The 13,539-nt window shown below is 64.9% G+C and carries 11 protein-coding genes; 10 read left to right on the plus strand and 1 reads right to left on the minus strand.

Going from position 1 to position 13,539, the window contains the following annotated elements; translation table 11 throughout:
- Positions 1–4: 4 nt before the first annotated feature.
- Entirely contained in the window at positions 5–1,603 is a 1,599-nt protein-coding gene (locus BN977_RS30930) for an SMP-30/gluconolactonase/LRE family protein (protein ID WP_234709698.1), read from the minus strand.
- Positions 1,604–1,755: 152 nt separating this feature from the next.
- Between BN977_RS30930 and BN977_RS30935 the strand changes: the two genes are divergently transcribed.
- From BN977_RS30935 to BN977_RS30980, 10 genes are read left to right on the plus strand one after another with little or no spacing between them, the layout of a single operon-like run.
- Positions 1,756–2,610: an SDR family NAD(P)-dependent oxidoreductase gene (locus tag BN977_RS30935; protein WP_051562079.1), complete on the plus strand. Its 855-nt coding sequence runs from the start codon at positions 1,756–1,758 to the stop codon at positions 2,608–2,610.
- A 24-nt stretch (positions 2,611–2,634) separates the two neighbouring features.
- Positions 2,635–4,032, plus strand: coding sequence for an aromatic ring-hydroxylating oxygenase subunit alpha (locus BN977_RS30940; protein WP_036403916.1), 1,398 nt, complete (start codon positions 2,635–2,637; stop codon positions 4,030–4,032).
- Positions 4,029–5,222 (plus strand): LLM class flavin-dependent oxidoreductase, encoded by a 1,194-nt coding sequence (locus BN977_RS30945; protein WP_036403919.1) that lies wholly within the window; start codon positions 4,029–4,031, stop codon positions 5,220–5,222. The genes BN977_RS30940 and BN977_RS30945 overlap by 4 nt, the downstream gene beginning before the upstream one ends.
- On the plus strand, positions 5,219–7,117 hold the full coding sequence (locus BN977_RS30950) for a flavin-containing monooxygenase (protein WP_051562081.1): 1,899 nt from the start codon (positions 5,219–5,221) through the stop codon (positions 7,115–7,117). Before BN977_RS30945 ends, BN977_RS30950 begins: the two co-directional genes overlap by 4 nt.
- Positions 7,110–8,033: an SDR family NAD(P)-dependent oxidoreductase gene (locus BN977_RS30955; protein ID WP_036405011.1), complete on the plus strand. Its 924-nt coding sequence runs from the start codon at positions 7,110–7,112 to the stop codon at positions 8,031–8,033. Before BN977_RS30950 ends, BN977_RS30955 begins: the two co-directional genes overlap by 8 nt.
- Positions 8,026–9,198, plus strand: coding sequence for a CaiB/BaiF CoA transferase family protein (locus BN977_RS30960; protein WP_036403921.1), 1,173 nt, complete (start codon positions 8,026–8,028; stop codon positions 9,196–9,198). The genes BN977_RS30955 and BN977_RS30960 overlap by 8 nt, the downstream gene beginning before the upstream one ends.
- Positions 9,199–9,218: 20 nt before the next feature.
- The gene (locus BN977_RS30965) at positions 9,219–10,355 is read left to right on the plus strand and encodes an acyl-CoA dehydrogenase family protein (protein ID WP_407661223.1); all 1,137 of its coding nucleotides are present in this window, start codon (positions 9,219–9,221) and stop codon (positions 10,353–10,355) included.
- Positions 10,352–11,260, plus strand: a complete 909-nt coding sequence (locus BN977_RS30970; RefSeq protein WP_036403925.1) for an acyl-CoA dehydrogenase family protein — start codon at positions 10,352–10,354, stop codon at positions 11,258–11,260. The genes BN977_RS30965 and BN977_RS30970 overlap by 4 nt, the downstream gene beginning before the upstream one ends.
- The gene (locus BN977_RS30975) at positions 11,257–12,423 is read left to right on the plus strand and encodes an acyl-CoA dehydrogenase family protein (protein WP_036403927.1); all 1,167 of its coding nucleotides are present in this window, start codon (positions 11,257–11,259) and stop codon (positions 12,421–12,423) included. The genes BN977_RS30970 and BN977_RS30975 overlap by 4 nt, the downstream gene beginning before the upstream one ends.
- Positions 12,420–13,469 (plus strand): acyl-CoA dehydrogenase family protein, encoded by a 1,050-nt coding sequence (locus tag BN977_RS30980; RefSeq protein WP_036403929.1) that lies wholly within the window; start codon positions 12,420–12,422, stop codon positions 13,467–13,469. Before BN977_RS30975 ends, BN977_RS30980 begins: the two co-directional genes overlap by 4 nt.
- Positions 13,470–13,539 lie beyond the last annotated feature (70 nt).

The following is a 13,539-nucleotide window of genomic DNA, read 5'->3' on the forward strand; positions in this document are numbered from 1 at the left end:
GACGTCAGCCCCGGCGCAGCGCCAGCACGCTGCCCTCGCCATCGGCGGAAACGTACAGCGTGCCGTCCGGGCCGGCGGCTATCCCGGCGAACGGTCCTTGCGGCCCGGAAAACGGTGGCATACCGCGGAGCGGTTTCGGCTCCACACCAGGGGGTGCCCCGACGGGCACGTCGGCGGCGATTGTCGTGCGGGTACCCGTCTCATGGTCGACGGCGATGACCTCCTTGCACCCGGCATCGACGATGAACAGTGTGTCGCCGACCGACAGCAGCCCTTGGGGCCGACAGAGACCGTCGACGTAGGCTTCGGTTCCCGATGGCGTCAGCCGGACGACGCGACCGGTTTCCGACACCAGGATCGAGCCGTCCGCTGCGACCGTCACCCCGACCGGCTCGTCTAGTCCGTCGGCCAGCACCTGGACACCGTTACCCAGCACCGACACCACCCGACCGGTGCCCTGTTCGGCGGCGATGATCTCGGTGCCGCGGAGCACGACACCGTAGAGCTGGTCCAAACCATCTGCGAGATACTCACATTCACCGGCCGCCGGTCGATAGCGGGCTACCTGTCCACCGGAGGTCGTGACGATGAACTCACCGGCGCCTGCCGGTGTCAGGCCGCGCAGGAATCCGGGATAGCCAGGGGTGAACAGCATTCCGACCGTCTGCAGCGAGCCGTTGGTGGCCAGGGCGTACAGGTAGGTTCCATCGGCGATGTACACCAGGCCATCGGCGCCGACCGCCAAGTCGAGCGGCCAGTTGAGCGCGCCGGGCAGCATCGTCGTCGTCGCACCGTCGTCGTGGATCTCGGTGATCTCACCGGTGAAGTTGGATACGAAGATCCGGCGGTCGGCGATGGTGCAATTGTCCAGGCCCGGCGTCAGTTGCGCCAATACGGTCTGTGCTCCGGTCTTGGGGTCGATCCGCAATACCTGACCGCTGGCGACCTGAGTCGAGATGATGAAACCGTCGGCATCGAATTTCACCGAATCCGGGACGCCCAGACCGGTCGCTACGGTGTGGGCGGTGATCGGGCCGTCGGCATCGGGATCGATACGCCAGATCTCGTTGGCACCCATGACCGGGAAGTACAACAATCCGTCGGGGCCGAATTCCATGGCATTGGGTGAGGGCACGTCCTCCAGCAGAACGCGGGGTGGGCCGCCGGCAAGATCGAGCTCCATCAGTCGGCCACCCTCGCGGCACTCACCGATGAAGAGCCGGCCGCCGAAGAACGTGATGCCGTTGGCCGAGGGAACGTCGTCGCGCAGGACTGACACGTTGCCCGCTGTGTCACGGACACTGACCCGTCCGTCCATCACCTCGGTGGCGAACAGGTTGCCGCGCGGATCGAATGCGACATCGTCGGGTGCAATGATGTCGCCGCCTTTGCCGCTGACGGTCTGCAGCTCGCCGGTGTTGATGTCGAGTGCGCTGATCTGGCTGCCGGTGACCTGCGCGATGTAGACCCGTCCGTCGGGGCCGGTCCGCAGGCCGTTGGCGCCGAACAACCGACTTGGTGCGGTGAGACGTTCCAGCCGCCAGCCGGGGGCCGGTATCGGCGATACCGGGGTGCCGTAGCGAGAGGGCGTTGCACCGTTCACGATGCGGACCCTAGCAAGGCCACGTAGTCCAGACAATAGCGACAAATGGTCGTCAATGACCCTTGACTGCAAAGTTAGCCCTGCGGAATAGTGTTCTCCAATTAGCAGAGCAGCATATCTTGTCTGGACAATTGATCCGTTGGAAGCGGGACATGGCATCGTTGGAGAGTCGGCTGAGTTTGGATGGCCGTGTCGTGATCGTCTCGGGCGCCGGTGGTGGCGGCATCGGGACCGCGGTCACGACGATGGCCGCCGAGGCCGGGGCCACGGTCATCGCGGTGAGCCGGTCGAAGACCAACCTGGATGAGTACATCGGGCCGCTGGAGCAACGCGGCCTTCCGGTGATACCCGTGTCGGCCGATATCGCGACCGATGACGGGATCGCCAGCGTCATGGCACAGGTCCGCCGAACCGACGGTGCGCTCTACGGACTGGTCAACGTGGCCGGTGGCGCCGCCCCTGCGACATGGATGCCCGCAACCCGGGTCTCGCGTGTCGATTGGCGAGAGTTGTTCGCGGCCAACCTGGAAACCGCTTTCTTCGCCAGCCAGGCGGTGGCCGCAGAAATCCGTTCGCATCAGAACCCCGGCTCGATCGTGTCGATCTCCTCGATCAGTGGGCTCAACACCGCGCCCTTCCACATTGCCTACGGCACCGCCAAAGCCGCGATCGTCGCGATGACCCGCACCCTGGCGCTGGAGCTCGCGACGGACGGGATCCGGGTCAATGCCGTGGCGCCCGGTGTCACCGAAACGGCCGCATCGGCCACCTATGTCGACGCCGACCCGGACCGGGACCGCTCCGCCATTGCCATGGGCCGTCGTGGCACGCCTGTCGAACAAGCCGGCGCGATCCTGTTCCTGCTCTCCGATCTGTCGAGTTATGTCACCGGTCAAACGCTGCTGGTCGACGGCGGGCTCGACCTGAAGTGGAGTCATCTCGGTCCCGACAACACATCGCTGTTCCTCAAGGACGAGTCCTTCCGGAACAGCATCACCGCGCTATGACGTCGGACCGGAAGGAGACCCGTGATGACTGACGTGGACAACCCGATCGAGCAGACGGCCGACGAGTTCGAGGAGCTGTCGGAGCCGGTGACAGTCGGCGTGCAGGCGTATATCTCACCGGAGTATGCCCGCGCCGAACGGGACAAGTTGTGGCGAAAGGTCTGGCAGCAGGTCGGCCGGGTCGAAGAACTGCCCGAGATCGGCAGCTATCTGACCTATGACATCCTCGACGATTCCGTCATCGTGGTACGCACGGGGCCGAACGCGTTCGCCGCGCATCACAACGTCTGTATGCACCGCGGCCGCCGCCTCATCGACGTCCCCGATGGCGCCAAGCGCGCACGAGGCCGCGCGCGTAAGTCGTTCGTCTGCGGGTTCCACGGCTGGACCTACGGCCTCGACGGCGCCTGCACCCATATCCGTGAACGGGACGACTGGAAAGGCGCACTGACGCCGGCCAATACGCACCTGGCGCCCGTCAACGTCGACACCTGGGGCGGCTGGTTGTGGATCAACATGGATCCCGACTGCGAACCGCTTGCCGACTACCTGTTCCCCGCGGCCAAGATCCTCGACCCGTTCGGCCTGGAAAACATGCGCTGCAAATGGCGTAAATGGGTGCGCTTCGACTGCAACTGGAAAGTCGCACTGGAGGCGTTCAACGAGACCTATCACGTCTTCACCACCCACCCGGAATTCAACAAGTTCGGCGAGTTCAAGGGCTGGGCCAAAGCGCAGGGGAAGCACAGCAATATCGGTTACGACGCACCAAAAGGGTTGGACGAAACCAAGTCCAAGATCAGGCTCGGCTCCGGTGACCCGCGGATATCGACGGCCGAGATGCAGATCTACACCATGGAAGAGACCAACGCGACGACGACGCAGACCCTGGTCAATGCCGCCAAGCGACTGGTCGACGAGCTGCCCGAGGGCACCCCGGCCGACAAGGTACTCGAGCACTGGCTGACCTCGGCGCGTAACGACGACGCTGCCCGCGGTGTGGTGTGGCCGACCATCCCCGCCGACGTCCTTGGGCAGAGCGGAACCGCGTGGCAGATCTTCCCTAACTTCCAGATCGGCCAAGGGCTCACCAGTGCGCTGTGTTACAGCGCCCGCCCCGACCCGGATTACAACCCTGACAAGTGCATATTCGAGGTATCGGTTTTCGAACTCTATCCGAAAGGGCAAGAGCCCGAGAATGACTGGGAGTACACCCCGGTCGGTGACCCACGCTGGCTCTCGGTGCTGCCGCAGGACTTCTCCAATATGGCCGCGGTGCAGCAGGGGATGAAATCGGCAGGCTTCCCCGGCACCCTACCCAACCCCTACCGCGAGCGCAGCACCGTCAACCTGCACCACCAACTGTCGAAATACATGGGCACCGGAGAACCCGAGAGCCTGAGCCAAGGAGCACATTCATGAAGGTCAACCTCGGTACCGGGGCGCAGAACTCACACGACTGGGAGCGGGTCCTTGCGGGTGATTTCAACAGCCCCCCGGCCACCCCGGACTGGCAATGTGTGGAGGGCGCGCTGGCCCTCGGCGACCTGGCCGAGCCCCTCGGCTTCGACGGAATTTGGTTCCCCGAGCACTGCGGTACGCCATACGGTATGACGCCCAACCCCATTCAGGCACTGACCTACTTCGCCGGCCGCACCGAACGGGTCAGCCTCGGTACCTTTGTCGCGGTGGCGCCGTGGTGGAACCCGGTGCGGCTGGCGCACCAGATTGCCTACCTCGACATCGTTTCCAAGGGCCGGTACGACACCATCGGCATCGGACGCGGGGTATCGAAATCCGAGTTCGATGCCGTTGGCGTACCGCGCGAGGAGAGCCGGGAGCGGTTCAATGAGTGTCTGGACATCCTGGAACTGGCCTTCAGCGGGGAACGCTTCTCCTACGACGGTGAGATCTTCTCCTTCCCCGAAATGTCGCTGCGGCCAGAGCCCTACAGCAGTGATCTGTTCTCTCGGATCTACAGTTCGTCCTCGACTGCCGAGTCCCTGGAGATCCTGTCGCGACGCGGCATGGTGCCCCTGTTCGTCGGCAACAAGCCGATCTGGGACGCGGGCGCCGAGGTGCGACGAGTAAACACCTTCCGCAAGGAGGAGGGTTTCGAACCTTGCCAGCCCAAGAACGTCATGTTCATGTACTGCGTGCCCGACGAGTCGGCGATGAAGGACGCCGCCGCGGCGACCGAGGAATGGATCTGGACCGCCAACCGCGACGTCACCGTGCACTACGGCTTCGCTGATGCATCCAACTTCACCGGCGTCAAGGGTTATGAGGCCTACGCCGCGCGGGAGGCGACAGCCACCGCGTTACTGGCCGACGCAGTTCAGGAGAAGCCGGAACCCGGCACCAAGAAGCAACCCGGATATCACGCGTCGAATCTGCTGATCGGTACCCCGGAGACCATTTTCGAGAAGCTCAAGGCCGCCCAGGAGGCCTGTTCGTTCTGCGAGGTCACCATCGTGCCGCAATTCGGCACCATGCCCTATGCCGACGGTATCGAGAGTGTGAAGCTGTTCGCGCGCGAGGTGCTGCCCGCCGTCCACGAGATGGCGGCCCCTCTGCACGAGGCCGCGCTGCCGGTGGAGGCCCTGGCATGACGATCTCGGAAGCCGAAGCCGAACAGCACGGTGTGATCGCTGCCGGTGAGTGCGGGCCGACCAGTACTCCGCAGGATATCGATATCGATGCGCTACGCGAGAAATACCGCGTCGAACGTGAAAAACGGATGCGGACGGAGGGTTCCAAGCAGTACATCGAGACCGGCGGAGAATTCGCCGGTTTCTCCGAGGTGGACCCGCACACCCCGGTGGTCGAACGCGAGCCGATCGATACCGATATCGACGTCGCGGTGATCGGCGGTGGTTTCGCCGGGCTGTTGTGTGGTGCAGCCTTGCGCAAGGCCGGTGTCGAGGATGTCCACATCATCGAACAGGGCGGTGACTTCGGTGGCGTCTGGTACTGGAACCGATACCCCGGTATCCAGTGCGATAACGAATCCTATTGCTACGTACCATTACTGGAAGAACTCGACTTCATCCCCAGTAAGAAATTCGCCGACGGTGCCGAGATCTACCAACACTGCCGCAATATCGGCAAACACTTCGGGCTCTACGACGGCGTCATCTTCTCCACCCAGGTGCGCGACCTCAAATGGGACGACCAGATCTCTCGGTGGCGGATCAGCACCAACCGCGGCGACGATATCCGGGCCCGCTTCGTGGTGCTGGGTTCCGGATCGTTCAACCGCCCCAAACTCCCCGGAATCCCGGGTATCACGGATTTCGGCGGTCATATCTTCCACTCCTCGCGATGGGACTACGACTACACCGGCGGCGACGCCAGCGGCGGGCTGGACAAACTCGCCGACAAGACGGTCGCCCTGATCGGTACCGGTGCCACCGGCGTGCAGCTGGTGCCGTTCCTCGGCCGAGACGCCGAACACCTCTACGTCTTCCAACGCACACCGTCCACGGTCGACGAGCGCAACAACACCCCTACCGATCCGAACTGGGCCAAAGCCTTGCAGCCGGGCTGGCAGAAGAAACGCCAGCGCAATTTCCACTCGTGGACCTTCGAGGGAATGGCGTTGGGTCAGCCTGATTACGTCTGCGATTTCTGGACCGAGCTGGGCCGTAACACCGCCGCGCGGGTACTTGCACTGCCCGATCCAGCGTCGCTGACTCCCGAGCAGTTCGTCGGCATCAGGGAAGAAGAGGATTACAAGGTCATGGAACGGCTGCGCCGCCGTGTCGACAGCCTCGTCGATGACGCCGACACTGCCGAGGCGCTCAAACCGTACTACCGGTTCCTGTGCAAGCGGCCGTGCTCCAACGACGACTACCTGAGCACCTTCAACCGGCCCAACGTGACCCTCGTCGATGTGTCCGAATCCAAAGGTGTGGAGCGGATCACCGACACAGGGATCGTCGCAAACGGCGTCGAGTACGAGGTGGACTGCATCATCTTCGCCAGTGGCTTCGAGATCACCACCGAGATCAGTCGGCGCTACGCCATCGATACCATCGAAGGCCGCGACGGGCTGTCGCTCTACGACCATTGGCGCGACGGCTACAAGACGCTGCATGGGATGAGCAGCCACGGGTTCCCCAATCAGTTCTTCACCGGTTTCACCCAGGTCGGTATTTCGGCCAATATCTCGGCCAACTACGAAGTGCAGGGTGAGCACATCGCCTATGTCATCGCCGAAGCGCTCAACCGGGGCGCGGCGACGGTCGAGCCGACGCGGGACGCGCAGGACGCGTGGTGCGCAACCATCAAGGAGAATTACATCGACAACTCCGCCTTCGACGCCGAGTGCACACCGGGCTACTACAACAACGAGGGCGGCGGTGGAGGTGAGGGCATCCGTTCACATCTCGGTGAGCCCTACGGCCCGGGCTTCTACGCTTTCGCTGATCTGTTGGCGGCGTGGCGCGATAAGGGTGACCTCGCGGGATTGACGCTCGGGCATGAGGGCGACCCGGGTGCCTGAGCTGCGTTACGACGGGCGGGTCGCCGTTGTCACCGGCGGTGGCCGCGGTCTGGGCAGGTCCTACTGCCGGCTACTCGCGGCCCGGGGGGCGGCGGTCGTCGTCAACGATATCGGCGGTGGGCTGACCGGCGATGGTTGCGACCCGGGCCCGGCGGCCGACGTGGTGGCCGAGATAGGTTCCGCCGGCGGAGAGGCCACCGCCAGCACCGATTCGGTATCGACGGCCGACGGCGGTGCGGCGATCATCCAGACCGCGCTTGAGCGATACGGGCGCATCGACATCCTGATCCACAATGCCGGTAACGTGCGCAGGGCATCGCTGACGCAGATGTCGACCGACGACTTCGACGCCGTGCTGGACGTCCATCTGCGCGGCGCCTTTCATGTGGTGCGCGCGGCCTTCCCCCATATGCAACACGCGGGGTACGGGCGCATCGTGCTGACCTCGTCGATCGGCGGTCTCTACGGCAACCACGAGGTCGCCAATTACGCGGCAGGCAAGGCCGGCATCATCGGTCTGTCGAACGTCGCCGCGCTGGAAGGTGCAGTCCACGATATCCGTTCCAATGTCATCGTCCCGGCGGCGCTGACCCGGATGGCGGAGGGAATCGAGACGTCGGCGTACCCACCGATGAACGCTGAACTGGTGGCGCCGGCCGTCGGTTGGCTCTCCCACGAAAGCTGTTCTGTCACCGGCGAAATGTTCACTGCGATCGCCGGCCGGATTGCCCGCGTTGCCATCACCGAGGCCCGTGGTGTCTACCGGCCGGAATGGACTGTCGAAGATGTCGCCGCGCAGATCGACGGGATCCGCGATCTGAACGATCCGCTGGAATTCGTCGTCGTCCCCGACGGGCATGCCGACCACATCCGCTACAGCTTCAGCCAGGCCTTGCAAGGGGTAACCCATGACTGAGGCGGGGCCGCTGCGTGGCGTGCGTGTCGTCGACCTGACCGCCATGGTGATGGGTCCGTACTGCACACAGATCATGGCCGATATGGGCGCCGACGTCATCAAGATCGAACCGCCGGCCGGTGACAACACCCGGTACATCTCGGTCGGTCCCGCGTCGGGCATGTCCGGTGTGTTCGTCAACGTCAATCGCGGAAAGCGCAGCGCCGTACTGGATCTGCACACCGAGGACGGACAGGCGGCGTTACGTGCGCTGATAGCCGGGGCGGACGTTTTCATCCACTCGATGCGCGGCAAGGCCGTCGGCAAGCTGGGCTTCGATTACCAGGCGGTCGCTGCGATCAACCCGGGCATCGTCTACACCAACTGTTACGGCTACAGCCGTCGCGGCCCGGAAGGTGACCGCCCGGCCTATGACGACACCATCCAGGCGGAGTGCGGCCTAGCCGCGGTGCAAGAACAACTCACCGGCGAGGCCGACTACGTCGGGACGATCATGGCCGACAAGGTCGCCGGCCTGACCGCCCTTTACGCAACGATGATGGCGTTGTTCCACCGGGAGCGCACCGGGGAGGGCCAGGAGGTAGAGGTCGGCATGTTCGAGACGATGGCCTCGTTCATGCTCGTCGAGCACGCCAACGGCGCGATGTTCGATCCTCCGTTGGGACCCGCGGTATATCCACGGACGGTGGCTCCCAACCGCAAGCCGTACGCCACCAAGGACGGACACATTGCGGCGCTGATCTACAACGACAAACACTGGGATGCGTTCATCACCGCCGTTCGGCCGGAGTGGAATTCGGAGCTGTACGCGACGCTGGAACGTCGCGCCAAGCAGATCGACACCGTGTACGGGCTGATCGCGCAGACACTGCGCGAGCGCACCACCGATGAATGGCTGGCGTTGTTCCGCGAGCTGGAGATTCCGGCCGCGCCGATCCACACTCCCGATGCGTTGTTCGACGATCCGCATCTGGCTGCCGTCGGGCTGTTCGAGACGGTGCAGACCCAGCACGGCCCGGTGCGGTTCCCCGGTGTGCCGACATGGTTCTCGCGGACCCCCGGCCGCGTGCGGGGCTATGCGCCGGAACTGGGTGCCGACACCGCCGAGGTGCTCGCGGAGGTGGGGCTGACGATCGATGCAAAGCCCGCGCTGGGTTCGGGATAGGACGACACGTGGATTTCGAGATGGGGCCGCAGGCCGACGAATTACGCGGTCGACTGCGTGAGCTCATCAACGCCGCCGTACCGCCCGACTACCTGGGTGCCTTCACCGATGATCCGTCCGACCTGGATGTGGCGCAGCGCTTTTGCCGAACGCTGGCCCGAGGGGGTCTGTTGTGCATGTCCTGGCCGCAGGAGTTCGGTGGTCGGGACGCCTCGATATGGGAGCAGACCGTCGTCCGCGAGGAGATGTGGGCCCACCACGAGCCCCGCGGGGCGCAGTATATGGGGGTCAACTGGGTAGGGCCGATCATCATGCGACATGGCACCGACGCGCAGAAGCGCACCCACCTACCGCCTATCGCCGGCGGTGAGGTCATCTGGTGTCAGGGATTCTCCGAACCCGAGGCCGGATCGGATCTCGCGTCGCTGCGAACCACGGCCCGCCCCGACGCCGACGGTTGGCTGGTGAGCGGGCAGAAGATCTGGACGTCCTACGCGACGATGGCGCAATGGTGCTTTCTGCTGGCCAGAACGTCCAGAGAGGACAAGAAGCAACGCGGTCTGACCATATTTCTGGTGCCGATGTCGGATCCGGCGATCTCGGTGCGTCCCATCCGTAGCATCATGGGACCGCATCACCTCAACGAGGTGTTCTTCGACGACCTACGGGTGAGCGCCGATGATGTGCTCGGCGAAGTCGGTGCGGGTTGGTCGATCGTCCAGGATGTGTTGTCCTTCGAGCGGGTGGGTATCGCGCGGTACGCCCGCTGCGAGCGGTTGCTGCACGCCGCGCCGGATGTACTCGGCTCCGCATGGGATGACCTGCCCGATGAGCTGCGCGCCCGGTGGGCGCGAATGCTGCTGCACTGCCGGCGCGCTCGTCTCCTGGCCTACCGGCTGGTCGCACTACAAAGTGCCGGCCGGGTGCGCCCCGGCGACGCATCCGGATACCGGATCCTGGTGACCAAACTCGACCAGGACAGCGCCGAGGTGCTGATGGAGATTCTTGCGGCCGCGCCTGCGGATGGTGACCGGACCCCGTGGTTCCGTGGCGAGGTGGAGGACCACTGGAAGTACTCACAGGCCTCCACGGTGTCCTCCGGCAGCATCGAGATGCAGCGGATCCTGTTGTCCCGTGCGATGTTGGCGGCATCATGATCCTCGAACTCTCGGACGAAGCGAGAGAATACGGCCGTCAGGCCATGCGGGCATTTGAGTCCGCCGGTGGTGATCAGCTACTGCACCAGGCCGAGGCGAAGCCGGGAACCCGGGAAACACTCGTCGGCCCGATACTCGCCGGCCTCGGGGCCTGGGAGCTCGAGCCGTATGTGGACACCGACAGCCTGGAAGCGGCCGCGGCGCTGTGCCGCAGTGCCGGCTACTGGGCGGTGCCCTATCCGGTGGCCGAACGGCTCTGCCGTGAGACGGGTTCCGACGGCCTGGTGGTCGTGCCGGAGGTCAACCCCGCAGCCGCCGTCGGCGGACTCGCGCTCAACTGGGCGGCGGTCACCGTCAGTGGCAGGCGCGCCCAGGTGAGCGGTGTCGGACCGGCCGGCGCGGGCTTCGTCGCCGACCTGCAGCTCGGTCCGCCGACCGGTGCCACCGATGCCGCGCTGGCTCTGGTGTTGCCGTGCTGGACGCTGCTCGGAATGCTCGACCGGGCATTACATCTCACTGTCACCCATGTGAAGCTGCGTCAGCAGTTCGGTCAGCCACTGTCGGCATTCCAGGGCGTGCAGTTCCAGCTCACCGACGCCGAAGTCGAACGCAGTGGGCTGGAAATCCTGGCCAAACATGCGTTGTGGTCGGTGTCGACCACCCCGCATGATGCGCTCGATGACGCGCTGGCACTGCGACTCGCCGCGATCGAGGCCGCCGAAGTGGTGTTCCGGGTGTGCCATCAGCTGCACGGTGCGGTCGGCTTCTGTGATGAGACGACACTGTCCTGGTTGTCGAGGTACAGCCAGCCGCTGCGCCGGCTGCCATTCGGGCTGTCGGCGACCCGGACTCTGCTGGCCGATCAGGTTGGTCGGCGCGGCCTGACGGGTTTGTTCACCCCGTGAGCGATCTGAATGCGTTCCGCGCCGAGGTCCGGACCTGGTGTCGTGACCATGTACCCACCGACTGGCGGCCCGCGCAAACCGCGGTGTCCGACGCCGAATTCGTGGCTTTCCAGAAGGATTGGTTCGCCACGCTGCACAGGGCAGGATACGCGGTACCGCATTGGCCGGCCAGGTGGGGCGGCGGCATGTCGGTGGCGGAGCAGATCGTCCTCTACCAGGAGCTGGCCGCCCATGATGCACCACGTTTGGTGCTCGCCTTCGTCGGGATCCATCACGCCGCCTCCACTCTGCTGGCCGCGGGCACCGAGGAGCAGCGAAACCGGCACTTGCCGGCGATCCTCGACGGCCAGATTTGGGTGCAGGGGTTCTCCGAGCCCGAGGCCGGGTCGGATCTGGCTGCGTTGCGCACCACCGCGCGGCGCTCGGGCGATAGCTTCGTCGTCAAGGGTCAGAAGCTGTGGGCCAGTGGCGGTATGCACGCAGACTGGTGCCTGTTGCTGGCCCGCACCGATCCCGATGCGCCGAAACGTCTTGGCATCTCCTATTTTCTGCTGGACATGACGAGTCCCGGTGTGCAGGTGCGGCCCATCAAGAATGCCATCGGTGACGCGCACTTCTGCGAGATATTCCTCAACGATGTCGAGATCCCGGCCGCCAACCTGGTCGGTGAACAGAACCGGGGCTGGCAGGTGGCCCAGGAAACCCTCGGCGCCGAACGGGGAATGACGATGCTCGAGTTGGCCGAACGGCTGGGCAACGCCGGGTTCGGCTGGCTCGTCGAAGCATGTCGAGCGGTGACCGATCCCGTCGTCGAGGATCGGTTGGCGCAGTTCGACATCGAACTGACCGGGCTGCGCGCGATGTGTCGGGACCTGGTGATCGCATCCCATGCCGGCACGGCAGCACCGGCTGATGCCTCCATCGTCAAGTTGTACTACAGCGAACTGCTGCAGCGAATGACCGATTTCGGGGCCGAGGTGTGCGGTCTCGCTGCGCATACGGATGTGGCCAAACCCATGTCGAGCGGCTGGGAATCCGGCTCGTGGGTATTGGATTTCATTGGATCGTGGGAGTGGACGATTCCCGGCGGCGCCAGCGAGATCCAGCGCACGATCATCGGCGAGCGAGGTTTGGGGCTGCCCAGGGAACCGAGTATGCCGTGACGGCAGCCGAATTCACCGAGATTCACGACGAGCTACGAGCTGTCGCGCGCGACGTTCTCGGTAAAGACGGCGGCAAGGAAGTCTCTTGGTCGTTGGTGACCCAAGCCGGCTGGACCGGGCTGGAGGTCGCCGGCGATCTCGGCGGCGCGGGGGCCGGGTTCCGTGAAGTGGCGATCATCTGTACCGAATTGGGTCGCGCGGCTGCCGCCAGCGGCTACTTCGGTTCCGCGGTGCTCGGTGTCGGCGCGCTCAATTCGGTGGCCCATGAACCGGACCGTGATGCACTGCTGTCGAGCATTTCCGCCGGTACGGTGACAGTTGCGGTGGCGCTGCTCACCGATCACGGCGATATCGACGCGGACGTGCCTTTCACGGTGACCCGGCAGGGTGTCCTGAATGGCCGGTCAGATTTCGTCATCGACGCTGTCGGCGCGGACCGGCTGCTGCTGTTGGCGGTCGGCCCTGACGGGGCGCCGGTCCTTGCCAGCGTCTCGGGCGCCGAATTGACCGTGGCACCGCGACCCGTGCTGGACGAAAGTAGGCGGTTGGCCACGGTGTCCGCCGATGGTGTCAGCGTGGCCGCGGAATCGCTGTGGCCGCTCACCGGCGACCGGGCGGTGTTGGCACAGCGGGCCGCGACCGCGATCGCGTGTGACAGCCTGGGCCTGGCCGAGGCGATGCTCAGCGCAACAGTCGATTTTGTCTGCATGCGGCAGCAGTTCGGTAGGGCGATCGGCTCCTTCCAGGCCGTCAAGCACGCCTGCGCCGACATGCTGGTGCAGATTTCGGTGAGCCGCCGGCTGGTGGCCGCTGCCGTCGAGGCGGTCGCCGACGGCAGCCCCGAAGCCTCGCGGATGGCATCGATGGCCAAATCACATACCACCGAAACCGCGGTGGCTGTCGCCGGTAAGGCGATGCAGCTGCACGGAGGGATCGGCTACACCTGGGAAGCCGGTATCCACCGCTACCTCAAACGCGCGACGCTCAACCGCGCACTGTTCGGCAGTCCCGCGGCGCACCGCCGCCTGATCTCCGCGGCATATTGATTCCGGTCCCGGGCACAGGCGCTTGACGCTGATCGGGAAGACGCCGCATATATCGCGCGCCTCGCGGCTT

The organism is Mycolicibacterium cosmeticum (genome assembly GCF_000613185.1).
Lineage (GTDB): Bacteria > Actinomycetota > Actinomycetes > Mycobacteriales > Mycobacteriaceae > Mycobacterium > Mycobacterium cosmeticum.